The organism is Campylobacter sp. RM16189, assembly GCF_012978815.1.
GTDB lineage: Bacteria > Campylobacterota > Campylobacteria > Campylobacterales > Campylobacteraceae > Campylobacter_A.
In genome coordinates this window covers 234125-251214 of record NZ_LIWR01000044.1, presented here as the reverse complement: position 1 = coordinate 251214, position 17090 = coordinate 234125, and the positions used below count along the sequence as shown (strand labels likewise).

Genomic DNA, 17090 nt, shown 5'->3' with positions numbered 1-17090 from the left:
TTTATTGTTTGCCGGACAAACTTTATATAAATTTAAAATAAGATTGATATAATTTCACAAGGCATCAATTTAATTATTATAATAGGTATCGTTTCCTATGCTTAAAGCACAAAATCTTAGCCTTAAAATCGACGATAAAATCATTCTGCACCCTCTCGATTTAGAATTTAAAAGCGGTAAAATTTATGGACTTATAGGACATAATGGATCTGGCAAGTCCTCTTTGATAAAAATTTTGGCAAAACAGCAAAAAGAATATCAAGGCAGCGTATTTCTGGACAATAAAAACATAAAAAAGTATCACTCTAAAGAATTTGCAAAAAAAGTCGCCTATTTGCCGCAAATTTTGCCTGATACCTCTTATTTAAACGGTTTTGAATTAGTAAGCATGGGCAGATATGCTCATCAAAGCGGGTTTTTAAGAGATAGATTAAAAGATAATAATATAGTTATCAAATGCCTAAAGATTACAAAAACACTCAATTTTAAAGATCAAGAGGTTCAAACCCTATCAGGGGGCGAAAAATCTCGCCTCTTTTTAGCAATGCTATTGGCTCAAGAGAGTAAATTTCTCTTGCTTGATGAACCTTTAGCTCCACTTGATATCTCATATCAAATAGAAGTTATGAATCTTATATCAAAACTTTGTAAAGAGCTTAAGATAGGCATTATTATCGTTATTCACGATATAAACCTAGCCTCGCTTTACTGTGATAAACTAATAGCTTTAAAAAATGGAAACATAGTATTTAACGATGATGCAAAAAACGTTATGAATAAAGATAAACTAGAGCAAATTTACGGTATTCAGGCTTATATCATAGATCATCCGATCAAAAATCAACCTATAGCGATATTTTAAATGCGTATATTATTAATATTTCTTGTCACAATCCAAATGATTGTCGCCGACTTTAAAAAAGTTGTGGCGATAGATTGGACTGCGGCTGAAATTTTAGGCTCTCTCGGATACGAAATAGCTGCTATAGGAGATAAAAGAAATTATAAAATTTGGGTTAAAGAACCCGAGCTTTCAGAAAATGTAGTCGATCTTGGACTTAGAATGCAACCGAATTTAGAAAGCCTTATAAAGATCAAACCAGACATCACTATTATCCCTTCGTTTTTTAAATTTCATCAAAATACACTATCTCAATACTCCAATGTAGCTGTAATAGATGCATATAAAGATGGTAATTTATATGAAAATTTAATTAATGCAACAAAAGAGATAGCACAGCTGATAGACAGGGAAAAAGAAGCTGCGAATTTAATAAGTAGAAATGAAGAAATTTTTAAAATTTTAAAAGATAAGGTCAAATTTTTTACCTCTGCTCCAATAGCAGTAGTTCAGTTTATAGATAGTAAACGACTTAGAATTTACGGCAAAAACAGTATTTACGGTATAAGCCTGGAAAAGCTGGGACTAATAAATGCAATAAAAGATGAATTCGCCACAAATCTTTGGGGTATAGCCACTATACCTCTGACTGCACTTTTTCATCTTCCAAACAACACAAGAATAGTAATAATCAAGCCAAACCCAATAAATATAGAACACGAACTAAAATTTAACAGCATTTACAGAGAGTTAAAATTATTCGAAAATCGAATAGAATTAGATCCTGTTTGGAGTGCGGGAGCTATAGCCAGTATGCAAAAATTCGCTTACAGACTGGTTTTTGAACTAAAAAGCCAGTTAAAATGAAAAAACTGATTTTCACATTATTTGTTATATTTGTGATTTTAGTAGCAATTATTCTTTATTTAGAGGCAATTTCACTTATAGATTATGATTTTCGGATTAGAAAACTTATTATTTTTAACTACACCCTACCTCGTATTGCAGTAGCTTTTATATGCGGGGCTTTTTTGGCAATAGCTACTGCAATCATGGCTCAAATCACACAAAATCCTCTAGCAAGCGATAGCACATTAGGGGTAGGAAGCGGTGCCGGATTTTTCATGTTGACCACAGCCTTATTTTTTCCAAATCTTGAGTCCAATAGTGTATTTAGCTCTTTTTTCGGAGCGATAATGGCGCTAGGAATACTTTTTATACTCTCGCTAAAACAAGGATTTTCAGTCTTTACAACAACTCTTTCCGGTCTTATTATAGGACTGTTTTTCAGTTCTTTGACCACACTTTTATTACTATTTTTTCAAGAGGAGAGCTATTTTGTCACTGTATGGATGAGTGGAGATATGGCTCAAGATGGAGTCATGGACTTTTATCTCATGCTAATTTACTCCGCTCCCGCACTGATTTTAATCTTTTATTTTTCCAGCTCTTTTCATCTTTTTATCTTAGGAGACAGTGCTTGCAAGGCACTTGGGGTAAATATCGAACAAACACGTATAATAGGGCTTTTACTTGCGGCATATCTTACCGCTATAACAGTAGCCTTTGTTGGCATAATAAGTTTTATAGGACTTGGGGCATACACTATAGTAGACAGGTTTAAATTTTCAAATTTCACTTCAAAGTTAGTATACTGCGGACTCTTTGGGGGCTTGCTTCTAGGTATTACGGATGAAATTTTAATGATCGTATTAAAAATAAGCAACATTAATCTACCCGCAGGAGGAATAAGTGCATTTTTAGGCACTCCATTGCTTGTTTGGTTGATATTTTGGGGTATAAAAAACGTCGAAAGTGGCATAAAAACCAAAGCTACAAGAAAGGTAAGAAAAACAGGCAAAACATATCTTTTGATAATTTTATTCATAGCATTGGTTTTTGTTTGCATATTTTCTTTATTTTATGACTCGCAAAATTTTCAAACTGAAATTTTAAATGTTAGAATAAGCAGGATTGTAGCCGCGCTCACAAGCGGAATAATGCTTGGTTTAATAGGAGTGGTTTTACAAAGCCTTAGCCACAACCCTATGGCATCACCGGAACTTTTAGGCATTAATTCAGGAGTTAGCTTAGGGGTTTTAATTGCTATGTTTACAGCTCCCTTTTTAACCATACCCCTTGGTGTATCAGGAGCTTTTTTAATGCTGGCTTTTATGATAACCTTAAACTACAAAAACGGAATGCTTCCTCAAAAAGTAATATTAACAGGCATAGCCATAATGGCATTTACAGGATCTGTAGAAAAAATTTTATTGACATGGGGAGATAGCAGAATTTATAACTTTATTAACTATGCCTCTGGTAGCACATATTCAGTAACCTCGACATGGGCATTATTTATGGTCGTAGTAGCTATTTTTAGCACTATAGTAGGATTAATTTACTCAAAAGAGCTAGATATTTTAAGTCTTGGAGATATAAGCGCTTCAAGTCTGGGTCTAAATTTATTTAAATATCGCGGAATCTTATTTTTGTTTTGCGCAGGAGTTAGCTCTATAGCATCTCTTAGCATAGGGCCTATTAGCTTTATCGGACTTCTGGCTCCCCATATAGCATCATTTTTAGGATACCACAAAGCATCCCTAAAGATATTATCAGCCCTTTTAATAGGGGCTATTTTAATGGTGGTATCTGATTTTTTAGGAAGAACGCTAATAAGCCCGTATGAGATACCATCAGGACTTGTTTCGACGATAATCGGAAGTCTATATTTTGTGTTTATGATAAGAAATTTTAGATAACTTCATAAAAAGGAGAAAAAATGAGATATTGCATAAGAGGTGGAATACTTCTTAGTTTAAGTGCTTGCATGCTTTTAGGGGCTCAAAGTGTAGAATTAAAAGAGGTGTCCGTAGTAGGTTCGGTTGCAAAAGGAAGCGGTAAAATAGAATTTATGCAGCCAAACTCGACATCCGTAATTACTAAAGAAACAACTATGGAACAAGGAGCTACACAAATTGATAATGCCATAAAGTATGAGGCGGGTTTTATAAATCCTTACGGAACCGATCTTGATACTACGGACTGGATTAAGCTTAGAGGATTTAACGCCACAATTACCATAGATGGCGCCACTCCTTATAAGGGCGGCTATTTAGGAACTCAACACGATATTTACGGACTTGAGAGCATAGAGATAGTAAAAGGTGCCAATTCACTTCTTTACGGTGCTTCAAGTAGCGGAGGAGTAATAAATTTGGTAAGCAAAAGACCTACCGTAACTCCATTTGGCGAAATAGGCATTAAGCTCGGAAACAAAAATCAAAGAGGGGTATTTTTTGACTTAAGCGACAATATTTTTACTGATAGAGTCAAGTTTCGCCTCGTGGGAAATTACGAGAAAAAGCATGGGGATGTTGATTTTACGCATAATAAGCACTACTATATAGCTCCTTCTTTGCTATTTTTGCTAGGAGACCATACAAGCCTCACCCTGCTTTCAAGCCACTCTAAAGACAAAGGCACCGGAGTAACGGCTTTTTATCCGTATCCAAACGTGATGAATGTAAAAAGAGGAGTAAGTCCTAGTTCAAGTAGCGATTTTTTAAGAAGAAACCAGAGCTCGTTTGGTTACGAGTTAACACATAATTTTACCGATAGTTTGAAATTTGATTCAAGCTACAAATTTAATAAAGAGGCAAAAGAGCAACTGGCTACGCTTTATGTAGGATTTTTTGGAGTAACGTTAGTAGATGCGAGCGCAAATTCACACACTCTTGATAATCGCCTTACTTACGAATTTAAAGGCGAAAATATCAAAAATTTAACAACATTCGGATTTGATTATCGCAAAATAAAAGCTGACGGAATTTATGGCTTTTCCAGCACTGCGGCTTGGCCTATCGGAACAAGACCAAGTGTGGCTAAACCAAATACGGCTTTAAAATACTTCGTAGATCAGTCTCAACTTGGTCTTTACCTAAATAACCAAGCAACCTTTTTTAATAACTTTATAGTAAATGCGGCGATTCGCTACGACAAACTAAAAGAAAATTCCGATACCCTTGGCACTAAAAACGACTACGACATATCAAAAACCACTTATCAAGTAGGATTGATGTATAATCTTGATACGCTTGGACTGATGCCTTTTATAAACTACTCCGAATCATTTACTCCGGTAGTGGGCAGCAACAGCGCCGTAGGATATAAGCCTATAGAAGGCAGACAATATGAAGTCGGCATAAAATACCTTCCTGATTTTGTTGACGGTGAATTTAGCCTATCGTATTTTGATATAGAGGAGAAAAACTCTCTTGTAGGAGGTATGGTTGGCGGACTATATATCCAAAGTCAAGCAGGAAAACAACAAACAAAAGGGTTGGAACTAAGCTCAAATTTAAACTTAGTTGATAATTTAAATTGGCTTATATCATATACTCACTATATAGACTCAAAAACACATAGCGGGGCAAAGGGAGATATAGTAGCCAAAACTCCTTTAGTTCCTAAAAACACACTATCATCGTTTTTAACATATAAATTTAATATATCCGATAACCAAAACTTAAAATTGGGTGGCGGCATAAGATACACAAGTCCTATTCCTGATGGTAGCGTAAGCGGATATGAGTCCGCATCATATACTTTGCTTGATGCAATGGCTGAGTATCAATATAAAAATTTTAGTGCTTCTATAAACGTAAATAATCTAACAAATAAAGAGTATTTTTCGGGATGCGACGGATACTTTTGCTACTATGGCGAAGGATTGCGCGCCACTTTGACCGCCAAATATAGATGGTAAGCTTAATTGTCAAAGGGTATTTATATCCTTTGACAATACTACAAAAAATAAATTCATCCGATTTTTAATTCTAATCAATTTTGGAATAAATTTTGCATATACTTTAGAAGTTAAAATCTAAAAGGGAAAGTTATGCAAACCGCAGGAAATAATATTCTATCCTTTGACGCTAGTATAGCTGGCGGTATCAAACAACAAACAAATACCAATAAAAGCGATGAAGACAGTGGTGAATTTTTGTCTATGGTTCTTGAGGCTGCGGCTAATAAAGGTGAAAATTTAAGTGAAAGAGATCTAAAAGATATAGCCAATTCCGTAAATATGTCTGCTCAAAAAAAGAGTCAAGCCAAGCAGAATAAAGAGATTATAAATGCAAAAGAAATTTTAGGAGAAGATGCGGCTTCAGAGCTTTTTGAAAATGCTACCTTTATGCAGCTTTTGCAAATTTTAGAGATGTTAAACGGAGGAGAAAAGATAAGTAAATTTCCAAATTTTAGCACTCAGCTTGCCAAGGTCTTATCTGTCGAAAGCAATATAAACGAGCTAAAAAATGCTAAAAACATAAAAGAGCTTATCCATATAGCCAAAAAGTTAAATTTAGGACTCGAAAAGATAACTGTCACAAAAGAACAGGTTAGCGAGTTAAACGCGAAATTTCCAAATTTGGCTAAAAATAACTTTTTTACTCAGGTTACTCCACAAAAGCAGATATTTAACGCTGAACTAAAGGCAAAGATAGAAGACGCTATTGAGCTTACAAAAAGTATTGATGAGCCTGTGAAACTAAACAAGCTGCTACAAGAGATTTCCAAATATATAGCAGATGATGCTAAAGCGAATTTAAATCCTAATTTACAAGACAAGCAAGTATTAAAAAAAGCCGAAACCTCAAAAAATACTCAAGTTTTGCAATCTCAAAATCAAGCCTCAAATGAAAATTTGACCAAAAACGCAGTTTTAAATGAAAACATAAAAGAGGCGGTCTCTCAAAATGTCCAAAAAGAGCTTGTAAAAACAGATTTTATTAAAAATGAAAATTTAAAAGTAGATGAGAAAAATTTAAACTCAAGCAAGATAAATTTACAAACCCTGCTCTATCCTGAAAAAGAGCAGAGTGATACTAGCGGCGAGCAAGGCAGCTCAAATAGCGAAAGCGAGCTAAATTCCATGGTGCGCGAGATCATGCAAAATGCCAGAAGTCAGAGTAAAAATCTACAGCTTGTAAGGCAGACCTTTGATAACTTTAATACCACTCTAAAAGAGCAGGTAGAGGCCTATAAATCACCGTTTATGAGGTTTAATATCACACTTAATCCACTAAATTTAGGCGAGGTTGAGATAACGATGGTAAATCGCGGAAACAATCTGCATATAAACTTTAACTCTACAACCCAGACTATGAATCTATTTTTGCAAAATCAGGCGGAATTTAAAGCTAGTCTAGTTAATATGGGCTTTACGGAGCTTGAGATGAATTTCAGCGATCAAAACCATAAAAAAGAGCAAGGAAACAAAGCCTATAAGGGCTCAAATTTTAGCGGCAACGAAGATATAGAGATAGCGGAACAGCCTTTGCTTGAAATCGTATTGCCAAGATATATATAAGAATTTAAAAGGATAGAAGATGGCTATAAATACAAATAATAAGATACCTACAAATGAATTTACCGTTGATAAACTAAAGGCGAAAAAAAAGGCTGATGCTCTAGCTAAGGCTGATGGCACAAACCCGGGTGCACAGCTTGATAAGGATGCTTTTATGAAACTTTTATTAACAGAACTTCAGTATCAAGACCCTACAAGTCCAATGGATAGCGAAAAAATGCTAACGCAAACCTCACAGCTTGCCACCCTTGAAACACAAGAGAACACAAACCAGATGATGAAAAAACTAGCAGAGCAGCTAAAGGCCAGCACCAGTATGTACGCGGTTTCGGCTCTTGGTAAGATGGCCACCCTTGGCGAAAGCTCCATAATCAAAGAGGATGGAATGTCTACGATAACTTCAATGGCCTTTTTAGAGGCGGACGGAAAAACAGGAACCATAAAGATCAAAAATACTGATGGGCAAGTTATTAGAAAGATAGAATTCGGCAATGCCAAGGCTGGCATTATGGAGTTTGAGTGGGACGGTAAGGATCAATCAGGAAACGAAGTAAAAGCCGGGGTTTACGGAGTGGAGATCAGCTATCAGGATAAAGATGGCAAAGAGTATAACTCAAGCATAGGAAAGTATCCTGTAGAGGGGATAAAATTTGTTAACGGAGAGGCTCAGATAAAGGTCGGCGGTCTATACGTCGCAATGGATAAGATTAGAGAATTTACAGAGCCAGCTAAAAAAGAGGGGTAAATCATGATAAGAGGTTTTTACAACGGTATAAGCGGGATTAAAACCCATAGCTTTGGCATGGATGTCTGGGCAACCAATATCTCCAATATAAATAACGTGGGATTTACCGCCTCTATTCCGGAGTTTAAAAACACCTTTTATCAAAGTGTGGCCAACGCAGGCAATAATCCTACGACAGATCAAGTAGGGCTTGGCTCTATGGGCGCTACCACAGCTCTTAGCTTTTATAAGCAAGGCTCAATGATGCCTACCGATAATAAACTTGATATGGCTATACAAGGCGAGGGGTTTTTCGGAGTTTTGGACAGCAGCGGAGAGACATACTACACAAGAGCCGGTTCGTTTGGTGTGGATAAAGAGGGGTATTTGGTAGATAATGAAGGAAGATACGTAATGGGTACTCAAAACACCCTCACAAAAACGACTCCAAGTACAAACGCTCTTCAAATTTTTGGCAAAACAAATTCAATTACACCATATCTTGACGCCTATACCCTAAGCGAACTTGGCGATCTTGATTTAGGAGACGTAAGCTCTCAAGGCAAGATAAAGCTTCCTGACTTCTTATACTTGCCAGCTAAAGCCACTACAAACGTATCTTATAAAGGCAATCTGAATTCAGAGAGCATAAGAGAGCAAGTAGAGGTCGCGATAGATGAAAATAGCTACACAAGCAATGTTGATGAGGCTAATAAAAGAATAAAATTAAGCGGGCAAGTGACCCACCAGAATGAAACCATATTTGAACCAAAAGAAGGAAATATGGTAAGGGTAAATTTAACCGATGCAAACGGAGTTAAAACAACACTAATAAGCGCGATTGACAAAGACGGAAACTGGAAGATAGATGAGCTTTTACCAGCAACCTTTGATCTAACTAAACCGCTTAACATATCAGCCACTCTTACCACAACTCAAGAGAAGGCAAATCAAGAGAAATTTGTAACAGAGCTATATGCTGAAAATGGCGATAAAAACATACTTACAATAGAATTTGTAAAACGCCTTTCGGCTGGGGAAAATTCAACTATTTGGGATGCTGTGGCTACAGTTACGGCGCCTGATAAAAGCGTGATTTCGAGCTCAAAAGGCACATTAGCCTTTGGCAAAAACGGAACTTTAGTAGAAAATACATTAGGTGATATAAAAAACGGCGAAATACCATTAAAAATTGACTTTGGCTCACAGACTCCAGCCGGATATTCAGGGCTTACAAGCACTCCAAATCCCAAAACACTCTCTGTGAAAAAAGATGGCGCAATGGAAGGAATCATAAAAGAATATCACACAAATAGTAGCGGAAATATCTTAGCAAGCTTTAGTAACGGTGGAGTTCTTTCGGTAGCCAAACTTGCACTGTATCACTTTCAAAACGACCAAGGACTAACCAAACTAGGCGATAATGTCTACGCAAAGAGCGCAAACTCAGGAGATGCGATATTTTATAAAGATGCGGAGGGAAAGACAACTTATGGATCAAAGATCGCAAGCAATATGCTTGAAATGTCAAATGTCAATCTCGCTCAAGCCTTAACAGAGATAATAGCCATACAAAAGGCCTATGACGCAAATGCAAAAAGCATAACCACGAGCGACGATCTAATAAAAACTGCAATAAATTTAAAGCAATAGTCTAGCGCTTACTAAAGTAGTTTTCAAAAACTTTTAGATAAAATCGCTTTATAATCAATTATTATACATTTAAGGCAAAATTTTATGGATAGAAAAAGAATTTATAACCCAAATTCCAATGAAACATTGACAGATAGACGCGTATTTAACGGAAATCCTCACGGGATTTTAAATTTCACCAAGGCAAAATATCAATGGGCACTTAAGCTTTGGGATCTAATGGAGGCAAACACCTGGTTTCCAAAAGAGGTTGATACGACAGACGATGTGCGCGACTATGCACACAATCTAACGGAGGCTGAAAAGAGGATGTATGATCTGGTATGGAGCCAGCTCATCTCTATGGACAGCTTTCAGACAAACAACCTAGCCGATAACATAAACCCATATATAACAGCACCAGAAATTAACGCCTGCCTAGCTCGCCAAGCCTACGAAGAGGCAAACCACTCCAAAAGCTATGCTGTTATGGTAGAGGCAATCTGCGACAACACCGATCTCATCTACGAAATGGAAAAATATGATGATGTTTTGCGAGAGAAAAACGATTACATTTCAAGCGTATACGAGGAGCTTGCGGGAGAAGTTACAGATGAAAAGCTTCTACTTGCAATGGTAGCAAATCAAATTTTAGAAGGAATTTATTTTTATAGCGGATTTACGGCAATCTATGCCCTGGCAAGAGCGGGCAAGATGCTAGGTTCGGCTCAGATGATACGCTTCATTCAAAGAGACGAGATAACTCACCTTTTACTATTCCAAAATATGATAAATTCTGTTAGAAAAGAGAGGCCCGATCTATTTACTCTTGAAATAGAGGACAAAATTTACGAAATGTTTAAAAAGGCCGGAGAGCTTGAGATAAAGTGGGGAAAATACATCACTCAAAATCAAATCATGGGCTTTACGGACGATATCATTGAAGAGTATATCCACTATCTTATAGATCAGCGCCTTGTGGCTATCGGACTAAATAGAATATACAATGCCAAACACCCTATAAAATGGGTCGATGACTTTGCTCAATTTAATGATCAAAAGGCAAATTTCTTTGAAAGCAAGGTCACAAACTACTCAAAAGGAAGCCTAAGCTTTGACGACTTCTAACGAAGACTTAAATTTGCTGCCCGTATCGTTACGGGCAAAGAGTATTAAGGAGCGCACGGACGAACTGATAAATTTTATAAAAGAAGCTCCTAAAAACTCAATAATAGCAGCAAGTGAACTTTGCATAAGCGGATATGATTTTAAGGGTCTTGATAAAAACTTTAATGAAAATCTGATACAAAATTTGCAAAGAGCTCTCGGGGAAAATAAATTCCTTACTTTTACATACCTAGCCAATGAACACAAAAAATCAGATACTTTAAATCAAAAATCATATAATCAATTTACTTTTTTAAGCCAAGACGGGCTTATTTATACTCAGCCTAAATGCAAGCTTTTTAAACCGAATTTAGAAGATAAAAAATTTGACAAAGGAAATGAAAGGACTATAGAGCATTTTAATTTTCAAGACATAAAATTTGGCGCATTAATCTGCTTTGAACTTAGATTTAGCGAATTATGGGCTAAGCTAAAAGAGTGCGAGATAATATTTGTGCCGGCAATGTGGGGCAAAGAGCGCAAAGATGCCTACATAAGCCTTTGTAAAGCACTTGCTATTGCAAATAACTGCTTTGTAGTAGCCTCAAGCTCGCTTGATCTTGAATTCGCAGGCGTTTTTATGCCTACCGGCGAGCTAAAAAATAAAGCAAAATTTGATAGAAATTTAATTATAAAAATAAAAGAAAATTTAGGAATTTTATAGAAAATGACACCTTTAGAAAAATCAAAATGTATCAATATGGCAGATGAAATTGCCGATAATGTCAATCTTTCCCCAAAGCTATACAAGGCCTTTTGCGAAACTCCGCGAGAGATATTTGCTCCCGTTAGAACGCACGCATACAAGCTTGACGCACAACCAATAAGCGGTAATCAATGGATAAGCTCCCCTCTTACTGTAGCCAAAATGACTCTAGCGCTTGAAGCAGAAAACGCCGATAATGTCCTAGAAGTAGGTTGCGGAAGCGGATATCAAGCAGCCATATTGGCTCATCTTGCCCATAGGGTTTTTAGCATAGAACGAATAGAAAAGCTTGCGTTAGAGGCAAAGGCACGCTTTGAAAAGATTAAAATTAGAAATATTCATGTTAGATATGATGATGGAAATAACGGCTGGAAAAGCTATGCGCCATATGATAGGATAATGCTCTCAGCCGCAACCGAGGAGGTGCCACAAAATTTATTTAATCAGCTAAAAAACAGAGGTATTTTGGTAGCTCCGGTAAAGAAAAACGGCAAACAGTATATAGTAAAATTTCAAAAAGATATAAACGGAAATATCCAAGAGAGCGTATTTGACGAGTGTCTATTTGTTCCGCTTTTAAGCGGTAGGGAGTAAGATATGAAATGGGGAATATTTTGTCTATTTGAAAATTTTGAAAAAAACTATCAAAAGGCAATTTCAGAGCAGATAAATTTAGTCAAACATGCTGAAAAAATAGGTCTGGACGAGGCTTGGTTCGCAGAGCATCATTTTAACGACTTTAGTCTATGCCCTTCACCATCGCTGCTACTTGCTAACGCTATTGCTCAGACAACAAAAATTCGCCTAGGTATGGCTGGTTTTTTGGCGCCTTTTTATAACACCATAAGGCTTAGCGAGGAGGTGGCGACGTTAGATATTTTAAGCAATGGCCGGATAAACTTAGGTCTTGCCAAGGGGGCTTTCGCGCCTGACTCTAAGCATTTTAAAACAACTACTGAAAATTTGAGACCAAAACTAATAGAGTGTGCCGAGGCTATAAATTTACTTCTAAATTCAAAAGGACCCGTTAGTTTCAATGGTGATTTCATAAGTTTTTCAGAGGTGGATATAGAACCAAAACCATTGCAAAATCATATTCCAACCTATATAGCGACTTTCGCTTCAAAGGAAACGATTGATTTTGCAGCTCATAGAGGATGGGGACTGCTACTGTCTCAAGGAGTAGATCTTGATGAGTGCCAAAGCGTAGTGAATAGATATAAAGAAATTGCCGGATTTGATCCTGAAGTTGTTTTACTAAGAACATTTTTTACCGCAGATAGCGATGAAGAAGCGAACGAAAGAGCTATTCCGGCGATAGATCACTTTGTAAAATCTATGCGCGCGGCATCTTCTTGTAATAAATCTCCAAATTTCGATAGGTCAAAATACGAAGATATTATTAAAGAGAGAGATTATTTCTTTGACGGAGAAAAATTCTTTAAAAACGGAATAATAGGAGATCCGCAAACCTGCATAAAAAAATCTCTTGAGATTAAAAAAATAATAAAAAATGTCCATATAGCACTTAAGCCACTAGGAGTAAGCGAGGCCGAAAATATAAGACAACTGGATGAATTTGTAAATAAAATACGCGCTCAAGTAGATAACGAAAATATATAAACCAAAAGGTAAAATTTAAAAATTTTACCTTTTGCAATCAGATTTTTTAAACTCAAATTCTGTGAATTTTTTATCGCCTAAATTATATCTCCAAATTATACTGCTTGTAAGCTCATGAAGCTCTGTTAGCGAATCACAATAAAGACTCTTAAGCACTCTATGTTGAATGTTTTTAAAAATAGGAATTTGGGTTTTATCAAATTTATCAAACTTAATTCCCTCTGCATTGTTTAATTCATTAATAAAAACAATATTTCCATTCTCGCAAATAGCGCGAGTAAAAGTGGTCAGATGATCTATTTTTTGAGGAGTATTTTTATTTAATATCTTTAAAAGCTCTTTCATCTGGCCACTTTCGCAAGATGCAAATAAATTGGAAATACTCAAAAATATAGCAGATAAAACAAAAATATATTTTTTAATCTCTTATCCTTTATTAAATTTACTTAATCTAAACAATCTCTTTTACCAAAAGCTGAGGTGTCACAAGCCCTCTAAAGGAATTTTTAGATATAGATACCACTATATCGATACTATCACCTATATGAGGATGTCTTGTAAAGTTAAAAAACAACGCCTCAAGGCATTTGTTATCCTTTTGTAATATAAGTTTTAAGTGATTTTGTTCTCTGCCTATTAGTTTATGATTTTTTACCGAGACTCCATTTAATCTAAATAAAGGACGAGGATTTTTTTGTCCGTAAGGCTCAAAATACTCTAAAATTTCAAGCAGCTCGAAATCAATCTCGTTTGCATCTATCTCTCCTAAAAGCTCATCGGAATTTATAAATTCATGTATATCCATCAAAAAACAAGTTTGGTTTATAGCCATTTTAAAAGCCTCTAGATTATTTGGATCTATAACGATACCTGCTGCGCCTTTGTGACCGCCATATCCGTCAAGCAAGTTCTCGTGCTGAGCTATTAAAGATAAAATATCGAGCTTTCCGACACTTCTTGCGCTACCCTTTGCACGATTTTCATCTATACTAAATACTATAGCGGGTCTTTTAAAGTGCTTAGCAAGACGACTTGCGACGATACCTATAACACCCTCATGCCAATCCTTACCCCATGTTACTATGATGCGATCCTCATGGCTAACATCCTTTAAAGAACTCTCATAGAGTGTGCGCTCCTCCTCTTTTCTAGAATTATTAAATTCAACTATCATGTCAAGATAATCATTTGCCTTATCTATGTTTTTTGTATGCAAAAAATTAAAAGAATTTATCGCATCATCCATTCTACCTGATGCATTTATAAGCGGAGCTATTAAAAAACTTATATCATCGCACTCAAATTTCTCTTTCCCGTAAAATTGCTTAATAGCGGTAAATGCGGCACGATCCGAGCTATTTAATTTATTAACTCCAAGACGCACAAGCATACGGTTCATATCCCTAAGCTCCATCATATCGGCAATTATCGCGATAGCTAAAAGATCTAAAAATTTGGCCATATCATACTCTATTTTTAACACATCTTTTAGCGCACCTACCATATACCAAGCCACTTGCGCACCGCAAATTTCTATATTAGGAAAGGCGCAATCCTTCTGCTTTGGATTAATTATCGCATAAGCCTCAGGTAAAACCTCAGGCGGCATATGATGATCTGTTATAATAAGATCGATTCCACGTTTTTTACAAATTTCAGCAGCTTCATTTGCCGATATTCCGTTATCTACTGTAATAATAAGATTTACGTCTTTTAGTTCTTCGACAATTTGACCGTTTAATCCATATCCGTCGCTAAATCGATTTGGAATACGCACAAAATAATCGCTTACTCCTAAATCATCGAAAAACTCGGCCATTATTACACTAGAAACTACACCATCCACATCATAGTCACCCACTATGACAATTTTCTCTCTATTTTCAATCGCCTCTTTTATGCGATTTGCACCCTTGTAAATATCTTTAAGCATGCAGGGCATGGGAATTTCTGAAAGCCTTTTGTGCAAATCCTTGCTAAATCTTTGATTCAGTAACTCCCTAATATCACTCTTACTCAACATGATTTTTTATTGACGCATCAATAAAACTTAAAATCACGGGATTTGGTTTTACAAGGCGAGATGTAAACTCCGGGTGAAACTGTACGCCTAAAAACCATGGATGCGAGTTTAGTTCTATAGCCTCTATTAGCCCCTCGCTCTCACCACTTACTATCATTCCAGCACCTTCAAACTCCGCCCTATATTTAGGATTTGCCTCGTAGCGATGTCGATGACGCTCTTTTACTTGTTTTGAGCCTGAATAAATTTTACTCAAAAGCGAATTTGGCTTAATATCGCAAGTATAAGCCCCAAGCCTCATAGTGCCGCCTATTGGGGTCTGATAGGTCCTAATCTGCTTTTCTCCATTTGCATCGATAAAGCTATCGATAAGGTAGATTATAGGATTTGTACACTCTTGATTAAATTCGACCGAATTTGCATCTTCTAAATGAAGCACGTTTTTAGCAAATTCTATCATTGCAAGCTGCATGCCAAGGCAAATTCCAAGGTATGGAATTTTATGTTCACGAGCAAATTTAATAGCCTCTATCTTGCCGCTTATACCGCGTTCACCAAATCCTCCGGCAACCAATACTCCATCGACATCCCTTAATAGCTCATCGACATTTTCAGACTCTATTTTTTCGCTATCTATCCATTTTAAATTTACTCTAGTGTCTAAATTCGCACCCGCATGGATAATGCTCTCGGTAAGACTCTTATAACTCTCTTTAAGATCTACGTATTTACCTACAAAGGCTATAGCAGTCTCTTTGGTAGGAGCTATTATTCGCTTTACTAAGCTATCCCAAGTCTCCATATTGACTTTAAGATCTCCAAGCTCTAAAAGTTCGGCAATAGGAGTTAGAATGTCTTGCTTTAAAAACGCTAGTGGCACTTGATATATACTAAGCGCATCAAGACTTTCTATAACGCAATTTCTCTCGACTCCGCAACTTGATGCTATCTTATCTTTAAGATCACGATTTAAAGGCTGCTCGCTTCTGCAAATTATCATATCAGGACTTATTCCTATACGCCTTAGCTCTCCTACGCTATGCTGAGTAGGTTTGGTTTTAAGCTCTCCCGCAACTTTAATAAAAGGCACAAGAGTTAGATGAATATTCATCGCATTCTTTCTGCCTGCTTCTATACGTAGAGCTCGAATCGCCTCTAAAAAAGGTAGTCCTTCTATATCTCCTACGGTTCCGCCGATCTCTACTATTAAGATATCTTGTCCTCTGCCAGCCTTTTTGATACGCTCTACAATTTCACCCACGATATGAGGAATAACTTGAATAGTTTTGCCCTTATAATCGCCTCTGCGCTCTTTTTCGATAACCGAGCTATATACTCTACCAGTAGTAAAGCTATTATCCTGACTAAGACTCTTATCCAAAAATCTCTCATAATGACCCAGATCAAGATCGGTCTCTGCACCGTCATCAGTTACAAAAACCTCTCCATGCTCAAGAGGGCTCATAGTGCCGGGGTCTACGTTGATATAAGGATCCGCTTTGAGCATACTTACTTTTAATCCCGTATTTTTAAGCAAGGTTGCAATACTTGCCGCCGCAATACCCTTTCCAAGAGAACTCAAAACGCCACCAGTTATAAAAATATACTTGGTTTGAGAATCTTGAGCTTTTTTATTTACCTCATCCATTAAATTTCCTCTAAATTTTTATTTTAATGACAAATTATAGCTTTTTAAAATTTATAATTGGTTGAGAGCTTATAATTTGATTTTGAATTAAAATTTAAAATTATTTTTTAAGTTAATTTATTATAAAATCTAATATTATGATTAAAAAATACCTTAAAAATATCTCCGAACTATATATAGACGGCTTTAAGAATATGAGGCTTGGCAAGAGTTTATGGCTTCTTATAGCGATAAAACTTGTAATAATGTTTGGGATACTTAAAGTCTTTATCTTTGATGAAAATTTAAATACAAAATTTAATACAAACGAAGAAAAGGCTGACTTCGTTATATTAAATTTAACAAAGGAATAA

The 17090-nt window shown here is 36.2% G+C and carries 14 protein-coding genes and 1 pseudogene; 12 read left to right on the top strand and 3 right to left on the bottom strand.

Annotated features, from left to right (window positions below; genetic code table 11):
• Positions 1-97: 97 nt before the first annotated feature.
• From CDOM16189_RS09540 to CDOM16189_RS09490, 11 genes and pseudogenes are all read left to right on the top strand, one after another.
• A pseudogene (locus CDOM16189_RS09540) lies at positions 98-604 on the top strand (ABC transporter ATP-binding protein); the annotation flags it as partial.
• 321 nt (positions 605-925) lie between these two features.
• On the top strand, positions 926-1708 hold the full coding sequence (locus CDOM16189_RS09535) for an ABC transporter substrate-binding protein (RefSeq protein WP_170000997.1): 783 nt from the start codon (positions 926-928) through the stop codon (positions 1706-1708).
• Positions 1705-3603: an iron ABC transporter permease gene (locus CDOM16189_RS09530; RefSeq protein WP_170000996.1), complete on the top strand. Its 1899-nt coding sequence runs from the start codon at positions 1705-1707 to the stop codon at positions 3601-3603. The genes CDOM16189_RS09535 and CDOM16189_RS09530 overlap by 4 nt, the downstream gene beginning before the upstream one ends.
• A 20-nt stretch (positions 3604-3623) precedes the next feature.
• Positions 3624-5609, top strand: a complete 1986-nt coding sequence (locus tag CDOM16189_RS09525) for a TonB-dependent siderophore receptor (protein WP_169975157.1) — start codon at positions 3624-3626, stop codon at positions 5607-5609.
• A gap of 132 nt (positions 5610-5741) precedes the next feature.
• Positions 5742-7214, top strand: a complete 1473-nt coding sequence (gene fliK, locus CDOM16189_RS09520) for a flagellar hook-length control protein FliK (protein WP_169975159.1) — start codon at positions 5742-5744, stop codon at positions 7212-7214.
• A gap of 19 nt (positions 7215-7233) precedes the next feature.
• A complete protein-coding gene (locus CDOM16189_RS09515) occupies positions 7234-7959 on the top strand; it encodes a flagellar basal body rod modification protein (protein ID WP_169975161.1) in 726 nt (241 codons plus the stop codon).
• Positions 7960-7962: 3 nt separating this feature from the next.
• Positions 7963-9591, top strand: coding sequence for a flagellar hook protein FlgE (locus CDOM16189_RS09510; RefSeq protein WP_169975163.1), 1629 nt, complete (start codon positions 7963-7965; stop codon positions 9589-9591).
• An 84-nt stretch (positions 9592-9675) separates the two neighbouring features.
• The gene (locus tag CDOM16189_RS09505; protein ID WP_169975165.1) at positions 9676-10698 is read left to right on the top strand and encodes a ribonucleotide-diphosphate reductase subunit beta; all 1023 of its coding nucleotides are present in this window, start codon (positions 9676-9678) and stop codon (positions 10696-10698) included.
• Positions 10685-11401, top strand: a complete 717-nt coding sequence (locus CDOM16189_RS09500; protein WP_169975167.1) for a carbon-nitrogen hydrolase family protein — start codon at positions 10685-10687, stop codon at positions 11399-11401. The genes CDOM16189_RS09505 and CDOM16189_RS09500 overlap by 14 nt, the downstream gene beginning before the upstream one ends.
• 3 nt (positions 11402-11404) lie before the next feature.
• Positions 11405-12037, top strand: a complete 633-nt coding sequence (locus tag CDOM16189_RS09495) for a protein-L-isoaspartate(D-aspartate) O-methyltransferase (RefSeq protein ID WP_169975169.1) — start codon at positions 11405-11407, stop codon at positions 12035-12037.
• 3 nt (positions 12038-12040) lie between these two features.
• Positions 12041-13066, top strand: coding sequence for an LLM class flavin-dependent oxidoreductase (locus CDOM16189_RS09490; RefSeq protein WP_169975171.1), 1026 nt, complete (start codon positions 12041-12043; stop codon positions 13064-13066).
• 24 nt (positions 13067-13090) lie between these two features.
• Here CDOM16189_RS09490 and CDOM16189_RS09485 read toward each other — a convergent pair whose 3' ends face one another.
• From CDOM16189_RS09485 to pyrG, 3 genes are all read right to left on the bottom strand, one after another.
• Positions 13091-13411 (bottom strand): hypothetical protein, encoded by a 321-nt coding sequence (locus tag CDOM16189_RS09485; RefSeq protein WP_169975173.1) that lies wholly within the window; start codon positions 13409-13411, stop codon positions 13091-13093.
• A gap of 106 nt (positions 13412-13517) precedes the next feature.
• Complete coding sequence (gene recJ / locus CDOM16189_RS09480) at positions 13518-15089, bottom strand: single-stranded-DNA-specific exonuclease RecJ (protein WP_169975175.1); 1572 nt, start codon at positions 15087-15089, stop codon at positions 13518-13520.
• Positions 15079-16737 carry a CTP synthase gene (gene pyrG / locus CDOM16189_RS09475; RefSeq protein ID WP_169975177.1) on the bottom strand — a complete coding sequence of 553 codons (1659 nt, stop codon included), beginning with the start codon at positions 16735-16737 and terminating at the stop codon, positions 15079-15081. Before pyrG ends, recJ begins: the two co-directional genes overlap by 11 nt.
• 137 nt (positions 16738-16874) lie before the next feature.
• Between pyrG and CDOM16189_RS09470 the strand changes: the two genes are divergently transcribed.
• The gene (locus CDOM16189_RS09470) at positions 16875-17090 is read left to right on the top strand and encodes a DUF4492 domain-containing protein (RefSeq protein ID WP_169975179.1); all 216 of its coding nucleotides are present in this window, start codon (positions 16875-16877) and stop codon (positions 17088-17090) included.